Source organism: Nocardia thailandica NBRC 100428 (assembly GCF_000308795.1).
Classification (GTDB): Bacteria; Actinomycetota; Actinomycetes; order Mycobacteriales; family Mycobacteriaceae; genus Nocardia; species Nocardia thailandica.
In genome coordinates this window covers 1-19,347 of record NZ_BAGK01000206.1, presented here as the reverse complement: position 1 = coordinate 19,347, position 19,347 = coordinate 1, and the positions used below count along the sequence as shown (strand labels likewise).

Annotated in this window: 19 protein-coding genes and 1 tRNA gene; 15 read left to right on the top strand and 5 right to left on the bottom strand. The window is 72.2% G+C overall.

Annotation, left to right across the window (positions count from 1 at the left end; translation table 11 throughout):
* Nucleotides 1-2: 2 nt before the first annotated feature.
* Nucleotides 3-665 (top strand): MspA family porin, encoded by a 663-nt coding sequence (locus tag ON36_RS23210; protein WP_043657531.1) that lies wholly within the window; start codon nt 3-5, stop codon nt 663-665.
* A 67-nt stretch (nt 666-732) separates the two neighbouring features.
* On the opposite strand, the gene mscL is transcribed toward ON36_RS23210, so the two are convergent.
* From mscL to ON36_RS23190, 4 genes are all read right to left on the bottom strand, one after another.
* Nucleotides 733-1,137, bottom strand: coding sequence for a large conductance mechanosensitive channel protein MscL (gene mscL, locus ON36_RS23205; RefSeq protein ID WP_043657528.1), 405 nt, complete (start codon nt 1,135-1,137; stop codon nt 733-735).
* A gap of 144 nt (nt 1,138-1,281) precedes the next feature.
* Nucleotides 1,282-1,953 (bottom strand): SAF domain-containing protein, encoded by a 672-nt coding sequence (locus ON36_RS23200; protein ID WP_043657526.1) that lies wholly within the window; start codon nt 1,951-1,953, stop codon nt 1,282-1,284.
* Nucleotides 1,954-2,039: 86 nt separating this feature from the next.
* On the bottom strand, nt 2,040-2,330 hold the full coding sequence (locus tag ON36_RS23195; protein ID WP_043657523.1) for an FmdB family zinc ribbon protein: 291 nt from the start codon (nt 2,328-2,330) through the stop codon (nt 2,040-2,042).
* A gap of 69 nt (nt 2,331-2,399) precedes the next feature.
* Nucleotides 2,400-2,996, bottom strand: coding sequence for a 5-formyltetrahydrofolate cyclo-ligase (locus tag ON36_RS23190; protein WP_043657521.1), 597 nt, complete (start codon nt 2,994-2,996; stop codon nt 2,400-2,402).
* 81 nt (nt 2,997-3,077) lie between these two features.
* Between ON36_RS23190 and ON36_RS23185 the strand changes: the two genes are divergently transcribed.
* The 8 genes from ON36_RS23185 to ON36_RS23150 all read left to right on the top strand — a co-directional run bounded on the left by ON36_RS23185 (nt 3,078) and on the right by ON36_RS23150 (nt 10,356).
* Entirely contained in the window at nt 3,078-4,010 is a 933-nt protein-coding gene (locus tag ON36_RS23185) for a UTP--glucose-1-phosphate uridylyltransferase (protein ID WP_085999680.1), read from the top strand.
* A gap of 69 nt (nt 4,011-4,079) precedes the next feature.
* On the top strand, nt 4,080-5,339 hold the full coding sequence (gene glp / locus ON36_RS23180; protein ID WP_043657517.1) for a molybdotransferase-like divisome protein Glp: 1,260 nt from the start codon (nt 4,080-4,082) through the stop codon (nt 5,337-5,339).
* Nucleotides 5,340-5,355: 16 nt separating this feature from the next.
* A complete protein-coding gene (locus ON36_RS23175) occupies nt 5,356-6,006 on the top strand; it encodes a GNAT family N-acetyltransferase (protein WP_043657609.1) in 651 nt (216 codons plus the stop codon).
* 213 nt (nt 6,007-6,219) lie between these two features.
* Nucleotides 6,220-7,257: a divisome protein SepX/GlpR gene (gene sepX / locus ON36_RS23170; protein ID WP_043657606.1), complete on the top strand. Its 1,038-nt coding sequence runs from the start codon at nt 6,220-6,222 to the stop codon at nt 7,255-7,257.
* A 97-nt stretch (nt 7,258-7,354) separates the two neighbouring features.
* Nucleotides 7,355-7,427: transfer RNA gene (locus ON36_RS23165), tRNA-Ala, on the top strand.
* 292 nt (nt 7,428-7,719) lie between these two features.
* On the top strand, nt 7,720-8,970 hold the full coding sequence (locus ON36_RS23160; protein WP_245558173.1) for a reverse transcriptase family protein: 1,251 nt from the start codon (nt 7,720-7,722) through the stop codon (nt 8,968-8,970).
* 86 nt (nt 8,971-9,056) lie between these two features.
* Complete coding sequence (locus tag ON36_RS23155) at nt 9,057-9,965, top strand: alpha/beta hydrolase (RefSeq protein WP_083885329.1); 909 nt, start codon at nt 9,057-9,059, stop codon at nt 9,963-9,965.
* An 82-nt stretch (nt 9,966-10,047) separates the two neighbouring features.
* Nucleotides 10,048-10,356, top strand: a complete 309-nt coding sequence (locus tag ON36_RS23150) for a hypothetical protein (protein WP_157224987.1) — start codon at nt 10,048-10,050, stop codon at nt 10,354-10,356.
* Here the strand turns inward: ON36_RS23150 and ON36_RS23145 are convergent, their stop codons facing one another.
* A complete protein-coding gene (locus ON36_RS23145) occupies nt 10,357-12,606 on the bottom strand; it encodes a hypothetical protein (protein ID WP_373281836.1) in 2,250 nt (749 codons plus the stop codon). It abuts the gene before it with no gap.
* A 175-nt stretch (nt 12,607-12,781) separates the two neighbouring features.
* Here ON36_RS23145 and ON36_RS23140 point away from each other — a divergent pair, with 175 nt between their 5' ends.
* From ON36_RS23140 to ON36_RS23115, 6 genes are all read left to right on the top strand, one after another.
* The gene (locus tag ON36_RS23140) at nt 12,782-13,225 is read left to right on the top strand and encodes a GyrI-like domain-containing protein (protein ID WP_043657508.1); all 444 of its coding nucleotides are present in this window, start codon (nt 12,782-12,784) and stop codon (nt 13,223-13,225) included.
* Nucleotides 13,222-13,656, top strand: a complete 435-nt coding sequence (locus ON36_RS23135; RefSeq protein WP_043657505.1) for an AraC family transcriptional regulator — start codon at nt 13,222-13,224, stop codon at nt 13,654-13,656. The genes ON36_RS23140 and ON36_RS23135 overlap by 4 nt, the downstream gene beginning before the upstream one ends.
* A 149-nt stretch (nt 13,657-13,805) precedes the next feature.
* A complete protein-coding gene (locus tag ON36_RS23130; protein WP_157224986.1) occupies nt 13,806-14,558 on the top strand; it encodes a hypothetical protein in 753 nt (250 codons plus the stop codon).
* Nucleotides 14,555-16,702, top strand: coding sequence for an Rv1355c family protein (locus ON36_RS23125; RefSeq protein WP_043657502.1), 2,148 nt, complete (start codon nt 14,555-14,557; stop codon nt 16,700-16,702). The genes ON36_RS23130 and ON36_RS23125 overlap by 4 nt, the downstream gene beginning before the upstream one ends.
* Before the next feature lie 67 nt (nt 16,703-16,769).
* Nucleotides 16,770-18,587 carry a putative bifunctional diguanylate cyclase/phosphodiesterase gene (locus tag ON36_RS23120; RefSeq protein WP_052314274.1) on the top strand — a complete coding sequence of 606 codons (1,818 nt, stop codon included), beginning with the start codon at nt 16,770-16,772 and terminating at the stop codon, nt 18,585-18,587.
* 78 nt (nt 18,588-18,665) lie between these two features.
* A partial coding sequence (locus tag ON36_RS23115; RefSeq protein ID WP_043657499.1) for a glycosyltransferase occupies nt 18,666-19,347 on the top strand: 682 nt, incomplete at its 3' end.

The window sequence follows — 19,347 nt, the reverse complement described above, 5'->3', positions numbered from 1 at the left end:
ACATGATCAACCGCAGCAACGTCACGCGGGCGGCGGTCTCCGCCGCCGCCGCGACCGTGGCGATCGGCTTGTTCTCCACCGGCGCCGCCGACGCCGACACCTTCGTCCCGCTGCCGGGCGGCGAGATCACCCGCACGCTGTCCGACGGCACCGTCGTCACCGTGCGGATGGTCGGGGAGTCGGCCAACATCAACCCGTCGCTGGGATCGACTCCGGCGCACCGCAATGCCTGGGTGTCGGGCTCCGCGCAGGTCTCGGTCTCCGGCGACGGCGTCGGCGGCAAGATCTACCCCGGCTACACCGTGGGCTGCCAGGTCAACATCTCCGGCGGTGGCGCCGAGGGCGGGGCCGAGGGCGCCGCGGGTGGCGAAAGTGGCCCCTCTGGGGGCGTGACAACCGGAGGGAACCTGTCCCTCGGTGCGGGCCAGGCGAAGTCGTTCTACATCCTCGACCTGGAGAAGGCCGACGACTACGGCAACGAGGACCACTCCAAGAACAACAAGTTCAAGGGCAACAACGGGTCGGTGACCTGGGCCGACGAGACCATCAGCCTGTCGGGCTGCGGCGGGTACGCCCAGGCGCGCTCCTTCGTCAGCGTCGAGGTCGAGACCGAGAACGTCATCTCCTGGGTGACGCTGTGGGGCCAGCCGTTCAGCCTCGGCTGAACCCCGCTGTCCGGCAGTGTGTTCGGGCCCGTCGCCGCGGCGACGGGCCCGAACACACTCGGGGAGCTCAGCTCTCGTGCTTGCCGCCGCCGCTGCGGGCGGCGTCGGCGAGCAGGTCGCGGATCTGGATGAGCACCTCGCTGTCGGACAATTTCTCGTCCTCCTTCGAGAAACGCTTCTTCGCCGCGTTGGAGGGCACGATCAGCACGAAATAGAGAATGGCGGCGATCAGGACGAAATTGATCGCCGCGGTGATGATCCCGCCGATTTCGATGAAGGTGGCGGGCTTTCCGGCAACCAGCTGGACACCGAGCCCGAGCTGACTGTCGCCGCCGAATACCGCGAGCAGGGGATCGATGATGCCGCTGGTGAACGCGGTCACGATCGCGGTGAACGCGGTACCGATGACGACCGCCACCGCCAGATCGATGACATTTCCCCTGAGCAGGAAGTCCTTGAAACCCTTGAGCATGTGCCGAGCTCCTTCGTCCCGGAGCCGGTCGCTCCGCGGAGCTGGCTCCTGTGCGAATGTTGCGATGACAGTCGTGCCGGTTCGAAGTGATGCTAACCAGCGGTCGGGCAAATGTCTCGCTAAGTGAGCATCGTGTGATTCACCTCAGTGGAAGACCACGGTGAGCGCCGTGCGCAGCGAGGCGCCCGCGACGGCGGTGGCGTGCTCGGCGGCCATGGCGACGAGCACCACCCGTTCGGCGCCGGGACGTTGCCCGCCCGGCGTGATGACCAGGACGACGGCCGCGTCGGCGGCCAGGGTCCGCGCGGGTTTCGCGCCGCCGGGGCTGCCCGCGTCCTCGACGCCGACCACGTCCACCCTGTCGCCGCCGCGCAGGACCTCGGCGACCGCGGAGTCGGCAAGGCGGATGGGCACGATGCGGGCGTCCTCGGTCCCGGCGGCGGCCGCGGCCAGCCGCGGGCCGACCACGCGCAGATCGGTGAAGACCTCGCCCGGCCGCATGGCGGTGGTGAGGGTGGCGCCGACCAGGGCGCCGGTGTCGGTGACGGCGCCGGGCGGGAGCGCGGCGGCCGGATGGGCGACGACGCGCAGATCGTCGGCGGCGAGCAGGCGGCCGGGGGTCAGGTCACGGGCGGCGACGACGACGTCGCGGCGGGCGCCCGCGGGGTCGTCACGCAGGAACAGCGCCACCGCGGCCAGCGCGAGCAGGGCGGCGAGCGCGCGCCGCAGGACGACGGTATCGGCCCAGGACGGGCGATTGTGCAGCGCCGCGCGCCAGCCACCGCCGCGGCCGAGGTCGGCCAGACTTCGGGTCATGCGGCGAGCGTAGGAGCCGTCGGCTCACCGATCGCCGTTCCGATCGCCCGCTGTGGACAACCTCGCGGCTGTGGACACCTACCGGATCAGCTGGCGGCGGCCGTGCTGGTGGTGGTCGTGGTGCTGCTGGACGCGCCGCTCGACGCCGAGCCGTTGCCGTCCGAGGAGGACTTGGCGGGCTCGGAGGCGGTGGACGCGCCGCCGCGGCTGTCGGTGCGGTAGAAACCGCTGCCCTTGAAGACGATGCCGACCGAGTTGAACAGCTTGCGCAGCTTTCCCGAGCACTGGGGGCACACGGTCAGCGCATCGTCGGAAAAGGACTGCACGACGTCGAAGCGATTGTCACACTCGGTGCACGCGTACGAATAAGTGGGCACAGGATCCTCCGCAGGTCTCGTCGATCTAGCACTCTACCGCCGACAGTGCCAACGTCGCCAATCGCCCGTTCATTCCGCCGCCGCCGGGGTCAGCGGGCGCAGCCCGGCCGCCGGGGTCAGCACCCAGCCCATGCGCCGGTCGTGCGGTTCCTCGGGCAGGCGATCGACGAATTCGGCGTCGCGCACGACGGCGACGAGCCGGGTGTCCGGGCCCGCCGCGCCCAGGGTGCGGTCGTAGTAACCCGCGCCGCGGCCGAGGCGCACGCCGCGCCGGTCGACCGCGAGGGCGGGCACGAGGACGACGCCCGCGGTCGCCACCGTCTCCGGTGGCAGGTCCGGTCCGTCGGGCTCGAGCAGGCCGAATCGCGCTTCGCGCAACGATTCCGGGCCCGTGTAGCGCCCCCACCGCAGCGGGCCCGGCGCGCCGGTGACAGGGAGCAACACCGTGGCGCCCGGCACATTCAGGGCGTCGAGCATCGCGAGCGACCCGGGCTCGCCGCGCACCGGGACATAGGCGCACACGGTGACGCCCGCCCCGGTCAGCGTGACGGCGGCGGCGGCCAGCGCCGCGGCCTCGCTCGCGTGTGTCGCGGGATCGACCTGCGCTCGGCTCCTGAGAACGTGCTCACGCCAGGCATATTTGCTGCGGTCACCGGGCAACTCCACAGTGTTCACCCTAAGCTCTTGCCGACGCCGGATCGTGATGGCTCGACTTCGGACCGGCACAGGAATGGATAGGGTATGGGTATGACAGCAAACGCCGGAAAGTCCGCTTTCCGTACCGCGGTGGTGCCCGCGGCCGGGCTCGGCACGCGGTTCCTGCCTGCCACCAAGACGGTGCCCAAGGAGCTGCTTCCCGTCGTGGACACTCCCGGTATCGAGCTGGTGGCGGCCGAGGCCGCCGACTCCGGCGCGGACCGGCTGGTGATCGTCACCTCGCCCGGCAAGGACGGCGTCGTCGCCCACTTCGTCGAGGACCTCGTGCTCGAGAGCACCCTCGCCGAGCGCGGCAAGTTCCACCTGCTCGAGAAGGTGCGCAAGGCGCCCGCGCTGCTCGACGTCACCTCCGTCGTCCAGGAGGAGCCGCTCGGCCTCGGCCACGCGGTGGCCCAGTCCGAGCGCGTGCTCGACGACGACGAGGACGCCATCGCCGTCCTGCTGCCCGACGACCTCGTGCTGCCCTGCGGTGTCCTCGACACCATGCGGCGGGTGCGCGCCGAGCGCGGCGGCACCGTGCTGTGCGCCATCGACGTGCCCAAGGACCAGGTCAGCGCGTACGGCGTGTTCGACGTCGAGACCGTCGACGGTCCCGGGTCCGACGACGTGCTCCGCGTGCGCGGGATGGTGGAGAAGCCCGCGCTGGCCGACGCCCCCTCGACCTACGCGGCGGCGGGTCGCTACCTGCTCGACCGCGCGATCTTCGACGCGCTGCGCCGCATCGAGCCCGGCGCGGGCGGCGAACTCCAGCTGACCGACGCCATCGCGCTGCTGATCGCCGAGGATCACCCGGTACACGTCGTGGTTCACCGCGGTTCGCGCCACGATTTGGGCAACCCGGGCGGCTATCTTCGAGCTGCGGTCGATTTCGCCCTCCAGCGGGAGGAATACGGCCCGCAGCTGCGCGAGTGGCTCGAACATCGGCTCAGCGCCGACTGGGACCCACAGTCCGACCACGCGTAAGAACTGCGAAGTGGGCCGGGGGCCGGATGCCCGGTCCGACCTCGGCCGCGGAAAGGACAGCACACACCCATGCGTTCGGTTGAGGATCAGCTGATCAAGGTCACCGCCGCCGCGGTGGCGCCCCGGCCGGTCCGGGTGGCGATCTCGGAGGCCCAGGGCCTGCTGTGTGCCGAGGACGTCATCTCCGAGCGCGCGCTGCCCGGTTTCGACCAGGCCGCGATCGACGGTTACGCGGTGCGCAGCGTCGACGTCGCCGCCGCGGGCACCGACGTCCGCGACGAGGACGGCGAGCTGATCGACCTGGCCCTGCCCGTGGTCGGCGAGGTCGTCGCGGGGTCGCGGCAGCCGATCCGGTTGCAGCCGCGCCAGACCGTCCGGGTCGACACCGGCGCGCCGCTGCCGACCCTGGCCGACGCGGTGCTGCCGCTGGACTACACCGACGGCGGCCGGGCCCGGATCAAGGTGTTCGAGCCGGTGCGCTCCGGCGACTACGTCCGCCGCGTCGGCGACGACGTGCAGCCGGGCGACGTGGCGGTGCGCGCGGGCGCGATCATCGGCGCGGCCCAGGTCGGCCTGCTGGCCGCGGTCGGCCAGGACAAGGTGCTGGTGCACCCGCGGCCCCGGCTGTCGGTGATCTCCATCGGCGGCGAGCTGATCGACATCGATCGCACGCCCGGCCCCGGCCAGGTCTACGACGTGAACTCCTACGCCCTGGCGGCGGCCGCGCGCGACGCGGGCGCCGACGTGAACCGGGTCGGCATCGTCAGCGCCGACCCGCGCCGGTTGCGCGACGTGGTCGAGGGGCAGCTGGTGCGCTCGGAGGTCGTGGTGATCGCGGGCGCGGTCGGCGGCTGGGCGTCGGAGCAGGTGCGCGAGGCCCTCGACGGGCTCGGCGAGCTCGAGGTCGCGCGGATCGCCATGCATCCGGGCTCGGTGCAGGGTTTCGGCAGGCTGGGCCGCGACGAGGTGCCCACCTTCCTGCTGCCGTCGAACCCGGTGAGCGCGCTGGTCGTGTTCGAGGTCATGGTGCGCCCGCTGATCAGGATCGCGCTCGGTAGGCGTCAGCCGATGCGGCGGATCGTCAACGCGCGCACCATCACTCCCATCACCTCTCTGCCGGGCCGCAAGAGCTACCTGCGCGCGCAGCTGCTGCGCGACGAGACCACCGGCGACTACCTGGTGCAGGCGCTCGGCTCCGGCAACGGCGCCTCCTCGCACCTGCTGGCGACGCTGGCCGAGGCCAACAGCCTCATCGTCGTCGAACCCGACGACACCGACTTCCGGACCGGTGACGAGGTACGGGTCGCGTTCCTGGCTCAGCGCGGCTGAGGCGGCCATGGAGTCGATGAACGTGTTCCGGGCGACCCAGCACCCGGGCTGGCCGGCACGGCTGGGTCCGCTGCGGGTCGCGGCCGGACAGGTCACGCTGCGCCCGGTGCGGTTGCGCGACGCCGCGGCGTGGAGCCGCATCCGCCTGCGCGACCGCGCCCACCTCGAACCGTGGGAGCCCACCGGACGCGGGCCGTGGGAGACGCGCAATCACGCCTCCAACTGGCCCGCCCTGTGGGGCAGCCTGAAGGCCGAGGCGCGGCGCGGCGCGATGATCCCGCTGGTGATCGAGGTCGACGGCCAGTTCAGCGGCCAGCTGACCATCGGCAACATCGTGCGCGGGGCGCTGCGGTCGGCGTGGATCGGGTACTGGGTGGCCAAGGATCTGGGCGGCCAGGGCGTCGCGACCGCGGCGCTGGCGCTCGGCCTCGACCACTGCTTCGGGCAGGTCGGCCTGCATCGGGTCGAGGCGACCGTGCGGCCGGAGAATCTGGCCAGTCAAGCGGTGCTGCGCAATGTCGGCTTCCGCGAAGAGGGCCTGCTGCGCCGATATCTCGATGTCGACGGAGCCTGGCGTGACCATATTCTCGTCGGGATCACCGTCGAGGAGGTCGTTACCACGGTGGTGGAACGATTGATTCAGGAGGGTCGGGCGGCGCAGCCGTGAGTTTTCTGTTACTCATGAGGCAGGTGTGCACGGCGCGCCTGCCGGAAACGCAGGCTTGCCCGAATTAACCTACGGACGTCGGTGGTGCGTCCGGTGCCGCCGGCACCGGACGCCCGCAAGGCGAGCACGTGCGGGATGCGCTGGGTGACAGCGGGTCCCGTGCCGTGGATGGATGGACGAAACCCCAGGCGGGAACGGGAGGTGATGACCGCGATGCCGAATTCGGTCCTGTGGATCGGACTGGTCGTGCTGTGGGTCTTCGTCCTGTTCCCGATCCTGGCCGATCGTCACCCCCGGATCCGGCGGACCACCGATGCCGCGCTCGCGACCCGGGTGCTGCATCGCGGCGGGTCCAAACGACGGATACGCATCAGGGCGGCGGGCGGTCACGACAGCGATCCCGACTACCGTCCCCGCGTGTTGAGCAAGCGCCCCCACCCCGATGATTCGGAGGACCGGATGACGCCATCGGCCGACGACCCCACCAACGACCTCGACGACGAGAAGCACACCACCGACGTGGAACTGGACACCGCCGCCCCCGCCGCGCCGGACGACACCGACGACAGCGACAACGCCGCGGACATCGAAACGCCTGCCGCCGAGGCGGATCCGGCCGGGGCCGACGAGGCGCCCGCCGAGCCCGTCGCCGCCACCGCGGCCCGGGTGCCGCCCGCCGCGTCGCCGCCCGCGCTGCTCGACGACATCGACACTGCCACTGCCACTGCCACCGCGGGTGCCACCGCCACCCTGGACGACGACGACTTCGTGCCGAGCAGGCGCGGCCGGGGCGGCTACGACCCCGAGGCCGACGCCATCGCCCGCGCCGCCCGCTACACCTTCCGGCAGCGCGCCGTGCTCGGCCTGATCATCGGCGCCACCCTGTTCGCCGTGTTCGGGTTCCTGCTGAACCCCATGTTCTGGTGGGCCTTCGGCCTGGCGCTCGCCGTGCTGGGCGGGTACCTGGCCTACCTGCGCAGGCAGGTGCGGGTCGAGGAGGACATCCGCCGCCGCCGCGCGGCGCGCCTGGTGCGCAAGCAGCGCCAGGGCGAGCCCGCCGTGACCCCGGAGGCGGCCACCGCGCGGCGCACCATGGACCGCGACACCGCGCGCGCCCTGCGCCGGCGTTCCACCCTGCTCGACACCGACGACGAGGACCCGGTGTTCGAGTACCTCGACGCCTTCGATCCGGCCACCGCGCGCGCCCTGCGCAGCAAGGTCGGCGACATGCGCCGCGCCGTCGGCGAATAGCTCGGCAACAGTGGGAAAACCGCAGCTCAGGATACCGATTGGGTGTCCGGGCGCGGCGCCTGATACAGTGTCACAGCGCGGTTCGCCAGAGCCGCACGGGGCTATAGCGCAGTTGGTAGCGCGTCTCGTTCGCATCGAGAAGGTCAGGGGTTCGATTCCCCTTAGCTCCACTCCACGCGAGAACCGGCTCATGCTCATGGAGAGCATGAGCCGGTTCTCGTTTCGGCGTCTTCGGGGCCGCTGGCGTCTCGCTCTGCGCGGTTCGTACATATGTGCGACTATGGTCGTCGTGCGACGGTGGCGGGGTGAGAGCGGGTCGGTAGGACCCACCTCAGGGGCAACCCCTGGGAACGACACATCGATCGGGTACAGCGTCCGGAGCCGGCGCGCACGCACCGAGTGCCTCGCGGCACCGCGGACGAGAGATTTCGGTCGCCACGCCACCGTCGCCGTCCTCCCCGCATGAGTCACGCCGTGTCCGGCGGGCTGGCCGCCGAACTGGCGGCCCACTACGCCGATGCCGAGATCGGTTGGGAGCGCGCGGCTCTGGCCGAGGTCTTCGCCGAGGTGATCGAGCCCGGGCGAGCCGAGGAACTGGCCGGGCGGGTGGTCGGGCTGATGCCGAGCGAACCGCTCGACGGGGCCGCGACGTTGCGCCGGCTCCTGGCCGAACTGCCGGTGCTGACGGTCAGTACTGTCGCGCTCGAGCCGGCGCGACGGCGAATGCGGTTCGGCGCGACGCCGATCGACGACCTGGCGGCGCTGGCGGCCCTGCTGAACCTCACGCAGCCCGAACTCGAGTGGTTCGCCGATCGTGGCGGGTGGTTGCGCCGGTCGGCGCGGCCGCTGACGCACTACCGGTACCGGCGGCTGCCCAAGTCCACCGGCGTGCGCCTGGTCGAGGCGCCGAAGGTGCGGCTGCGCGAGATCCAGCGGCGGATCCTGCGGCACGCGCTGGCCGGTGTGCCCGCCCACCCGGCCTGCCACGGCTTCGAGAAGGGACGCAACACGGCCACTTTCGGCGCACCGCACGCGGGCGCCGCGGTCGTCGTCCGGATCGACCTGCGCGACTTCTTCTCCTCGATCGAGGCCGCCCGGGTGCGCGCGGTCTTCGCGGCCTGCGGGTACGCGCCCGCCGTCGCCCGCGTGCTCGGCGAACTGTGCACCACCGCCGCGCCGGTGGCCGAACTGCGCGGCCTCGACCACACCCAGCGCACCCTGCTCGGCGCGCGCCACCTGCCGCAGGGCGCCCCCACCTCGCCCCGGCTGGCCAACCTGGTCGCCCGCGCCCTGGACCGCAGGCTCGACGGGTACGCCCGCGCGCACGGCCTCGCCTACACCCGCTACGCCGACGATCTGGCGTTCTCCGGACCCGCCGACGCCGACGCCCTGGCGTGGGCGGTGACCGCCATCGCGCGGGACGAGGGGTTCGCGGTGCATCCGGGCAAGATCCGCGTCCGCCGGGCGCACCAGCGCCAGGTCCTGGCGGGTCTGGTCGTCAACGCCGGGCCCGCCGTGCCCCGCGACCGCTACGACGCGGTCCGCGCCCTGCTGCACAACTGCCTGCGCAACGGCGCCGCCGCCCAGAATCGCGACGGCCGCCCCGACTTCCGCGCCCACGTCTACGGGCTCATCGCCTGGATCGGGGAGACGAACCCGCACCGCCGCGCGAAGCTGCTCGCGATGGCCGCCCGGGTCGACTGGGACGCCTGAACCGGACCGGCCCGCGCGCGCCCGGGTTGGCCGCCGGGCGGCGGGGGTATGCAGAGGGGGTGAATGCTGCCGCGAGGGTGCTTGCCGTGGTGTGTGCCGTGCTCGGCGTGGCCGGGCAGGCCGTGAGCGCGGGCGCCGAGCCCGGAGCGCGGGTGACGGGCGAGCTACCGCTGGGTGGCGGGGCCGTGCAGGTGGACGTGTACTCCCCGGCGATGGACCGGGTGATCACCCATCGCGTGCTGCCCGCGGGCGGTCCGGGCGCGCCGACGCTGTACCTGCTCACCGGCGCGGGCGGCGGCGAGGACGCCATCTCGTGGTGGGACAACACCGATGTGCGGCGCTTCTTCGCGGACGAGAACGTCAACGTGGTCATGCCCGTCGGCGGCGCGTACAGCCTCTACACCGACTGGGCCTTCGACGATCCCGCCGTCGGCCGGGCGCGGTGGAAGACCTTCCTCGCCGACGAGCTGCCCGGCGTGATCGACGACCGGTTCGCCACCTCCGGCCGCAACGCCGTCGTCGGGGTCTCGATGAGCGGCGGGGCGGCGATAGATCTGGCCATCCAGGCGCCCGGCCGGTTCCAGGCGGTGGCCGCGCTGAGCGGGTGCCCGTGGTCGGCGGACGCGGCCGGTGTCGCGCTGGTGAGCGCGGTCGCGGTGCGCGGCGGCGGCAACCCGGGCAACATCTGGGGCGCGCCCGGCGGTCCGGGCTGGCAGGCGCACGCCGCGTTCGCCAACGCGGGCAGGCTGGCGGGCAAGGCGGTGTTCCTGTCGGCGGCCAGCGGCGTGCCCGGCGCCATCGACCAGGGCGGGCCGCCGATGCCGCCGGTCGAGGCCGTGGCGGCCGCGTGCACCGCCGCGTTCGCGGGGCGGCTCGCGCAGGCCGGCGTCCCCGCGGTCCACGTGCAGCGGCCCTTCGGCGCGCACACCTGGGGCCAGTTCCAGACCGACCTGCACGAGTCGTGGCCGCACCTGGCGCCGGCGATCGGCGCCTGACGGCGTCGGTGGAAGCAAGCGCGAGTGACTGATATGGTCCCCGGCGTATCAGATTGAGTCACAAACCCATTGGGGGCGTTCGGTGTTCGGTACCTATCTCGTATTGCTGCTGCTGAGCGGGATCGTCCTGATCGTGCTGGCCGCGGTGGCGAAGGTGCTCGGTACCGGTTTCCGGGTGCTCAACGGCCTGTGGGGCGCCGGGTTCCTGATCTACGGAAGCTACCTCGTGCTGACCGGCACCACCGACCACCAGATCATGTGGGCGATCTTCGTCATGCCCGCGGTGATGATCGTGCGTTTCCTGCAGTCGCTGGACGGCGGCGCGCCCGCGCCGGAGCCGCTCGCCCAGGGCATCGGCGCCGACGCCCTCGGCGCGGAGTCGCGCTCCTGATCAGACCGGAACCGGCTCCGGTGTCCCGGCCTCGGGCGCGCCGTCCACCAGCGGCGGCTCCCGGCGCACCGGCGCGGTCGGCTCGTCGCGTTCGCGGCGGTGGTACAAGGCGAGCGCGAGCAGCGCGGCCAGGCTCACCAGCACGGCGGTGACGCTCGCGGTCAGGCCCGGCGGACGCCACCGCACGACCAGCTCGGCCGCCTTGGTGCCCGGCGGGATGTCGACGGTCAGGAAGGTGCCCGCGACCGTGTAGGTCGGCAGTTCCCGCCCGCCGAGGGTCACGGTGTGGCCGGGCCAGGCCAGGCGCGCCAGCACCAGCCTGCCGCCGGTCGTCGAGGTGACGGTGGCGCGGTTGGTGAGGCCGTCGTCGGGCATGCGGGTCGCGATGACCCCCGATTCGTGCGCGATGAGGTCGCGGTCGGCGGAGAGGGGCCCGCCGTCGCGTTCGAGCACCCAGATCTGGCGTTCGTGGCCGGGGTAGGTGGCGAAGTGCCAGCCGGTGGGGGCGGGGTGGTCGCCCGCGTCCGGATACTGGCTGCGCTGCAACACGACCCGGTCCATCTTCATGAGGTCGACGATGGTGGCGCCGGTGGAGGGTTCGGTGGCGAAGGCGCGGCGGTAGGCGTCGGGACAGGTGCCGCCCGCCCAGTCCATGCACAGCAGGCCTGCGAAGGCGGCGTGGCCGACCGGGGTGTACCCGTTGACGTACCGCAGGTCGAGGTTCTTGGCGTAGCTGCCGAGCGCCAGGGAGCCGTAGGCGCCCGCCAGGGTGCGGTCCTGCGGCGCGACGAAGGTGCGGTCGGCCAATTGCAATGTGCGACCGGCGAAGTCGGGGAACGCGGCGCGCATCTCCGAGCGCTTCTCCGGAAAGCCGTAGGACATCGGCGTATTCGGCGCCACCGCCACCTGCACGTAGGCGATCGGGACCATCGCCGCCACGGTGAGCAGGCAGGCCGCGGCGATGCCGCGCCGGTCGGCCAGCCACAGCACCGCGACCCCGAGCGCGGCGACCGCGGCGACCGCGATCACGTGGTCGACGACGTGTTTCGGTGCCGCCGAGAAGGACCGGACGAACAGCAGGGCCAGCAGCACCCCCGCGGCCGCCCAGCGGCGCCGTGTGGCGGCGAAGACGCCGTAGTGGCTCAGCAGGACGCACACGAGCACCAGGAGGCCGAGGGCGACCATGGGCAGCACCCGGGCCGGCCAACGCAGGGGGCCGATGGCGCCCGGCCCCGCGGTCCACAGCAGCATGCCGACCGCGAACAGCGCGATGCCGCTCCACTGCGACAGCTGCCGCGCCGCGGCCTTCCAGTCGATGAAAGCCAGTGCCGGAACGAGGAACCAGGCGATGTAGACCATCGGCAACGGCTGCACGTGGCCCCACCAGCCGGTGAACGCGGGCACCGTGCTCGGCAGGCTGGCGTTGAGCGACTCCGACCACGGCACCGTCAGGAACGGGTCGTTGCGGATGGTGAAGTCGCCGCGCCAGGTCACCTGGGAGGACAGCAGTACCGGCAGGTTGGCGGGCAGCGAGGCCAGCGCGGCCAGCCCGGACACCGCGGCGATGCGCAGCGGCACGCCCCAGGAGCGGCGATACACGTACTCGCCGGTGGCGACGGCCAGGATCATCAACGCCGATTCCACGGCGGGGAAGGCGTATTGGATGGTCAGGGCCAGATACAGGAAGACGAACAGCGGCACCGGGCCGCTGCGTCCGCGCGCGTAGAGCACCGCCGAGGCCCAGGCGTTGATCATCCAGGCGGTGCCGGTGTGCGAGGTGAACCAGCTGGCCTGGTCGAAGAACAGGAACCAGCCGCTGAACGGGAAGGCGATGCCGGCCACGGCGGCCCACGGCGCGCGGGCGCCGTAGGCGCGGCAGATGCGGAACACCCCGAGCGCCGCGACGATCGAGAACACCAGCTTCACGGCGGTCGCGTACGCGGCCAGGTCGTCGAAGGAGGGCGCGAGCACGTACACCAGCAGCTGCGCCGGGTTGTAGAGCCCGGCCTCCTCGAGGCTGTAGTTCCCCGACATCCACTCCCACGGCACCATCGCCGGGAACCGGCCCGCGCGCAGCTCGGAGCCGAGCAGCTGCCACATCGGGACGTACTGGGCCTCGGTGTCGTCGGTGTAGAAGTGCCGTGCGTTGGCGAGCAGCACGGCGGCGTAGCCGGCGAGCACCCCGGCGACGACGATGCCGCCCCACCGGAAGGCGGTCGTGCGCGATTCGAGCGCGGTGTGTGTCCCCACGAGCGCGGGAGCCTAGACCAGTCCGGTGAACCGGACAATTCGGAGCGCTGCGTGGGTATTCATAGTGGACATCGGTCCAGCTCAGGTGCCGTCACGCGCCGGTGTCCACGCCGCCGTATGCCGGGTGATGTTGATAGCATGGCCTTTCCGACCGACCCCTCCGAGAGAGCCACCGATGCAGTTCGAGATCGTCGAGCGGGACGAGACCTGGGTCGCCGGTCTGCCGGTTCGTAGTCCCAAGCGCGCGCTGGGGGAATTGCGCGACCGCGACCTGGAGGCCGCCTGGGCCTCGGTGTTGCATCAGGATCTCGGCGGACCGCTGGCCAGCGCCTACACCGATTACACCGGGGAACTCGGCACCTACAACACCCAGATCGTCGGGTACCAGTGCGCGTCCTTCGACCAGGTCACCCGGGGTCACCTGGTCGCGCGGCTGCCGCGCGGCACCTACGCCAAGTTCTCCTCCGTGGGCAACTTCCCCCGCGTGATGACCGACCTGTGGACCCAGATCGGCTACGCCGAGGAGCACAAGCAGATCCGGCGCACCTACACCGGGGATTTCGAGTGCTACCCGCACGCGTACAAGATCGACCTCTACCTGGCGGTCGATCCGCGATGACCTATTCGATCGTGGTCCGGGGCGCCGCCCTCTACGGCGGCCTCGCCGTGCCCCGCGTGCACCCGAGTTTCAAGGTCAGCAACAGCGACCTCATCGACTTCCTCAAGGACCGGCTGCGCGACCGTCCCGAGGGGACCGGCCCGCTGCACACGGTCTACGTCCCCGACCCGGCGGGCACCTACAACGCCCTGGTGTCGCGGGAGTTCGCGGCGCCCGAGCTGGTCCCGGTGGGCGACCTCATGGTCGCCGTGCCCAAGGGCGTCTATGCCCGTTTCGAACCGAACGGCGACTATCACGACCCGGTCGAGGACGTCTGGGCACAGGTCGACGACGCCACCGCGTCGGCCGAGATCGTGCGGGCCTATCGCGAGGAGATCGAGGTCTGGCGGGGCGCCGAGACCGTGGAACTGTTCGTCTCGATCCGTGTGTAATAGCTCAACGTTAGCTGAATTCGTGCTACGAATTCCGCGCCTATGACGGATACTGCCCTTGGCGCCGTGCGCCGGCCGGGCGGCCGGCGCACGGGATCGCCGAGTTGGATGCGGGAGCCGCAATGCCCGCGGTATGGAGTAGGAACTCGATGGCGGTCGAATCAGCGCGCGATGCGGTGGTGTTGCGGTACCGGGATCTGCACACCGGCTGCGTGATCCGGGTATCCACCCCGAACACCCGGCCCTGGCTGTGGCAGCAGTATCTGGCAGGCGCCCAGCGGGTATACCGCAGGTATGGCGTGGAGTCCGCACTCGAATACGAGCGCTTCGCCGACGGCGACGGGACGGCGCTGTTCGCCGCCGTGTGCGCCCGCGGCGAGGCGGGCGGGGACGTGGTCGTGGCCGGGTTGCGAGCGCAGCGGCCCGTGACCGGACCCGACCGGGTGCACGGCCTGGCCGCCTGGCGGGGCAGGCCGGGCCACGCCGAGCTGTCGCGGGCGGTGGCCGAGCGGGTCGACGCCGGGATCGTCGAGGTCAAGGCCGTCTGGGCCGACCGCGCCGCGACCCGGCGACCCGAACTCGGCGCCACGCTCGCCCGCGCCGTCGTCCACCTGACCTGGCTGCTCGGGGCACGCTACGGCTTCGTGACCACCGGCGACGGCAACGTCGATCGGTACGCGAGCTCCGGCGCGCGCGTCCAGCCCGGCGTGCCGCCGGTGCCCTACCCCGACGACCGGTACCGCACCGTGCCGATGTGGTGGGACCTGCACCGCCCCGACGACGCCGAGCCGCTGCAGCGGATCCTCGTCGCGGCCGAACGCGCCGAGCTCGCGGGCAGGCTCGCCGCCCTCGGCAGACCCGCGCCCACAAGCGGCGCCTACGAGGGACGGATCGGCGCATGACCGAGCACGACACCGACACCGAGTACCGGGCCCAGGTGCTCGACCCCGCCGATCCGATCGACGCCGCGCGCCTGCGCCTGCTCTCGGCCGCCGCGGGCATCCGCGTGCGCGACCTGCGCGGCGCCATGCAGCGCGAGCTGAGCGAACTGGTCGGCGTGCCCGCGGACATCGACCCCGAGGACCACCGCTGGGTCCACTACCCGTGGCGGCACACGCTCGTCGGCGTGCTCGCCGAGCCCGCCTACCGGGCCATCCGCCTCGACCGCAACCGCAACAAGCTCACCCTCGACGAGCAGCGCCGGCTCGCGAGCGGCACGATCGGCATCGTCGGCCAGAGCGTCGGCCACGCCATCGCCTTCGCGCTCGCCCAGGAGGGCAGTTGCGGGCGGTTGCGGCTGGCCGACTTCGACACCCTCGACCTGTCCAACCTGAACCGGGTGCCCGGCGGCCTGTTCGACATCGGCGTGAACAAGTGTGTGGTGACCGCCCGCCGCATCGCCGAACTCGACCCCTACCTGCCGGTGGAGATCCAGCCGACCGGCGTCGACATCGACTCGGTCGACGAGTTCCTCGACGGGCTGACCCTGGTCATCGAGGAATGCGACTCCCTCGACATGAAGTTCGCGGTCCGCGAGGCCGCGCGCCGCCGCGGCCTGCCGGTCTTCATGGAAACCAGCGACGGCGGGCTCTTCGACGTCGAGCGCTACGACCTCGAGCCCGGCCGCGCCCCGTTCCACGGCGTCCTCGGCGCCACCACCGGCGCGGATCTGCGCGGCCTGACCACCAGGGAGAAGGCGCCGCACGTGCTGCGGATCCTCGACCCCGACCGGCTCTCGGACCGGATGGCGGCCAGCCTGGCCGAGATCGACGAGACCGTCACCACCTGGCCGCAGCTCGCCGGGGACGTCGCCCTCGGCGCGGCCGTCGTCGCGGCGGCGGTGCGCAGGCTCGGCCTCGGCCGCAAACTGTCCTCGGGCCGCACTCGCGTCGACCTCGACGCCGACCTCGACTCCCTGGCCGAACCGGTGATCCCCGACGACACCGTGCTGACCGTCGAACCCGCCGACCTGGCCCCCGAACCCGAACCCGCCGACCCGGTCACCGCGATCCTGGCCTGCGCGCAGCGGGCACCCTCCGGCGGCAACGTGCAGCCGTGGCGGCTCGACACCCCGCCCGGCCTCGTGCGCGTCACCCTGGACCCGAGCCGCACCAGCGCCATGGACATCGGCCTGCGCGGCAGCGCCGTGGCCGTCGGCGCGGCCCTGTACAACGCCCGCGCCGCGGCCGCCGCGCACGGGCTGCTCGGCGAGACCCGGTTCGTCACCGGCGACCGCGCCGCGCCGCTGACCGCCGAACTGCGCCTAGGCGAAGGTACCGACGCGGCGCTGGCCGCCGACTACCCGGCCGCCCTGGCCCGCGAGACCAGCAGGCACCTGGGCGACGCGCGGCCGCTGCCGCCCGAGGCGGGCACGGTCCTCGCCGCCGCCGCGGCCGCCGAGTCCGCGAACCTGCGCGTCCTCACCGCCGCGCCCGACCTCGCGGCCGCGGCGGACCTGCTCGGAGAGAGCGACCGCGTCCGCTACCTGACCCCGCAACTGCACGCCCAGCTCTACGGCGAACTGCGGTGGCCCGGCGAGGATCTGCGCACCGGGATCGATATCCGCTCGCTCGAGCCCGCCCCCGACGAACTCGCCGAGATCCAGGTCGGCAGGCGCGCCGACGTGATGGCCCGGCTGCGCGACTGGCAGGCGGGCCGGGCGCTCGGCGACTTCACCGCCGACCGGGTCAGGGCCAGTTCCGCGCTGGTCGCGGTCACCTTCGCGACGGGCGGCGGGCGGCCGGATCTGGCCGGATACGCCAGGGCGGGCGCGGCCGTCGAGCGGGTCTGGCTGGCCGCTCAGCGGCTGGGTCTGGCGGTACAGCCGGTGTCCCCGGTGTTCCTGTATGCCGGGCGGCGCGAGGATTTGCGCATCGTTTCTCCCGAGTTCACAGATACACTTGCCACCATTCAGGGGCATTTCCTGGATCTGCTGGGAGTTCCTGTGGATGAGAGCGTGGCATTGGTTCTTCGTCTGAGCTTCGCCGCGGCTGCGAGTGTGCGCAGTCGGCGATTGCCGGTGCCCGGCAGCAGGACCGACGGATAGCAGGATCGGAGACATCGTGCCTCGGCAGACGCTCGACTCGCTGGTGACACAGGTCGCCTCCGAGCTGATGGGTGTCGACGCCACGACCATGGTGGCCGCGAGCGAACGGGTCCTGGCCTCGCTGGTCGAGCATTTCGACGTCGACTTCAGCTACCTGCGCCACACCGACCGCGAGCGCCGCGCGACCGTCCTGGTCGCCGAATGGCCGCACCGCGCCGACGTGCCCGACCCCGACCCGCTGCGCGTGGTCGAGTTCGAACACGCCGACTCGGTGTTCCGCGCCCTCGAATACGCCACCGAACCGCTGATCGTGCGCCCCGACCGCGGCAGCGCCGACTACCAGGACACGGTGCGCCGCGGCTCGGGCATCCCCGAGGTGGCCATGGCCTGCGTGCCGCTGGTCTCGCGCGGGGAATCCACCGGCGTGCTCGGCTTCGTCAAACAGGGCGACCGGACCTGGAACGCCAGGGAACTCAACGTCCTCAAGGCCATCGCCGCCCTCTTCGCCCAGCTGCAGGCGCGCGTGGTGGCCGAGGAGAAGCTGCGCTACATCGCCCTGCACGACGACCTCACCGGCCTGGCCAACCGCCGCGCCCTGCTGGAATACATGGAGAACCGGCTCGCCGCGGGCAACAAGGGCCCGGTCGCCGCGTTCTTCCTCGACCTCGACCGGCTCAAGGCCCTCAACGACTTCCTCGGCCACAGCGCGGGCGACAACTTCATCCGCACCCTCGCCCAGCGACTACAGCAGAACCTCGGCGCCGACGACATGATCGCCCGCCTCGGCGGCGACGAATTCGTCATCGTGCCCGCCGCCCCGATGGACGCCGTCGCCGCCGAACTCGAGGCCACCCGCATCCAGCAGCTCATCGGCCGGCGGGTCTCCGTCGGCCAGGAATCGGTGAGCCGCGGGGTGAGCGTCGGTGTCGCCCTCGGCGTGCCGGGGCAGGCGTCGGTCTCGGACGTGCTGCGCCGCGCCGACCACGCGCTCCTGTCGGCCAAGTCCGGCGGCGGCAACGGGGTCGCGGTGTTCACCGACGCCATGCGCGCGCAGTTCGAACTCCAGGACGACGTCGAGCTGAACCTGCGCAGCGCGGTGTCCGACGGATCGCTGGTCCTGCACTACCAGCCCGAGGTCGACCTGCGGACCGGCCGGATCGTCGCCCTGGAAGCGCTGGTGCGCTGGCAGCACCCCACCCGCGGTCTGCTGCCGCCGGGCGCGTTCGTCTCGGTCGCCGAGGCGACCAACCTGGCCGGCGAACTGGGCCGCTGGGTGATCCGGTCGGCCTGCTCGCAGTTCGCCGACTGGCGCCGCCGCGGGCTGGCCGCCAACGTCGTCATCCGGATCAACGTGTCGCCGGTACAGCTGGTCAGCGCCGATTTCGTGGAGCGCATCGAGGACATCCTCCGCCTGTTCGGCATCGACGGGTCCTCGGTGTGCCTCGAGATCACCGAACACGTCGTCGTGCAGGATCTCGTGCGGACGCGCGTCACCCTGCGCGGGCTGAAGAAGATGGGCGTGCAGATCGCCATCGACGACTTCGGCACCGGCTACTCTTCGCTGTCGCACCTGAAGGCGCTGCCCGTCGACGCGGTCAAGATCGACCGCGGTTTCGTGCAGCGGCTCGGCGATTCCAGCGACGACCTCGCCATCGTGAAGTCCATCATCGGCCTGGCCGGATCCTTCGGGCTCGGCGTCGTCGGCGAGGGCGTGGAGACGCCGATGGCCGCGCGCACCCTCGTCGGCCTCGGCTGCTACCGCGCCCAGGGCTTCCTCATCGCCCGGCCCATGCCCGGCGAGGAGGTCGAGGCGCACCTGCGGGAGGGCCGGATCGCCCTCGACCTCGACCTGCCCCGCGCGGGCCGTGGTGTCGCGCCCAGCTGACCGCGGTTAGCCGCCTCTTCGGCCGCTGTTCACGTCGCGTTCGGTCCCACGGTTCCGTGGGTCTGCACGATCGGCGGCGTGCGCATCGTGCAGCTCGCCAACTTCTACGGCCCGCGATCGGGTGGCCTGCGCACCGCGCTGCACCACCTCGGCGAGGGCTACGCCGCCGCGGGCCACGAGGTGGTGCTCATCGTGCCCGGCCCCCGGCGCAGCGAGGAAGTGCTGCCCACCGGCGCCGTCCGGATCACCCTGCCCGCCGTGGCCATTCCCTGGACCGGCGGCTACCGGGCGGCCGACCCCCGCCGCGTCGCCGATGTGCTGGCGGGGCTGCGACCCGACGTGCTCGAGGTGTCCGACCGGCTCACCCTGCGCGGATTCGGGCGCTGGGCGCGCCGCAACGACGTGGTCGGGGTGATGATCTCCCACGAACGCCTCGACCGGCTCCTCGGGCAGGTCCTGCCCGGCGCCGTCGCCCGCCGCTTCGCCGACGTCGCCAACCGCCGCACCGCTGCCGACTACGACCGCGTGGTCTGCACGACCGCCTTCGCCCGCGCCGAATTCGAGCGGATCGGCGCGCCCAACGTCGAGCTGGTGCCCCTCGGCGTCGACCTCGACCTGTTCAGCCCGCGCAAACACGACGGCCGCCTGCGCGCCGACCTCGGTGTGCCCGGGCTGCCGCTGCTGGTGCATTGCGGGCGGCTTTCGGTCGAGAAGCGCGTCGACCGCAGCATCGAGGCCGTCGCCGCGCTGCACCGCGCCG

Coding starts and splice junctions, on each gene's coding strand:
- ON36_RS23210 (WP_043657531.1), top strand. CDS start 3: ATGATCAACCGCAGCAACGTCACGCGGGCGGCGGTCTCCGCCGCCGCC.
- mscL (WP_043657528.1), bottom strand. CDS start 1,137: ATGCTCAAGGGTTTCAAGGACTTCCTGCTCAGGGGAAATGTCATCGAT.
- ON36_RS23200 (WP_043657526.1), bottom strand. CDS start 1,953: ATGACCCGAAGTCTGGCCGACCTCGGCCGCGGCGGTGGCTGGCGCGCG.
- ON36_RS23185 (WP_085999680.1), top strand. CDS start 3,078: ATGACAGCAAACGCCGGAAAGTCCGCTTTCCGTACCGCGGTGGTGCCC.
- glp (WP_043657517.1), top strand. CDS start 4,080: ATGCGTTCGGTTGAGGATCAGCTGATCAAGGTCACCGCCGCCGCGGTG.
- ON36_RS23175 (WP_043657609.1), top strand. CDS start 5,356: ATGAACGTGTTCCGGGCGACCCAGCACCCGGGCTGGCCGGCACGGCTG.
- sepX (WP_043657606.1), top strand. CDS start 6,220: ATGCCGAATTCGGTCCTGTGGATCGGACTGGTCGTGCTGTGGGTCTTC.
- ON36_RS23160 (WP_245558173.1), top strand. CDS start 7,720: ATGAGTCACGCCGTGTCCGGCGGGCTGGCCGCCGAACTGGCGGCCCAC.
- ON36_RS23140 (WP_043657508.1), top strand. CDS start 12,782: ATGCAGTTCGAGATCGTCGAGCGGGACGAGACCTGGGTCGCCGGTCTG.
- ON36_RS23135 (WP_043657505.1), top strand. CDS start 13,222: ATGACCTATTCGATCGTGGTCCGGGGCGCCGCCCTCTACGGCGGCCTC.
- ON36_RS23130 (WP_157224986.1), top strand. CDS start 13,806: ATGGCGGTCGAATCAGCGCGCGATGCGGTGGTGTTGCGGTACCGGGAT.
- ON36_RS23125 (WP_043657502.1), top strand. CDS start 14,555: ATGACCGAGCACGACACCGACACCGAGTACCGGGCCCAGGTGCTCGAC.
- ON36_RS23120 (WP_052314274.1), top strand. CDS start 16,770: ATGGGTGTCGACGCCACGACCATGGTGGCCGCGAGCGAACGGGTCCTG.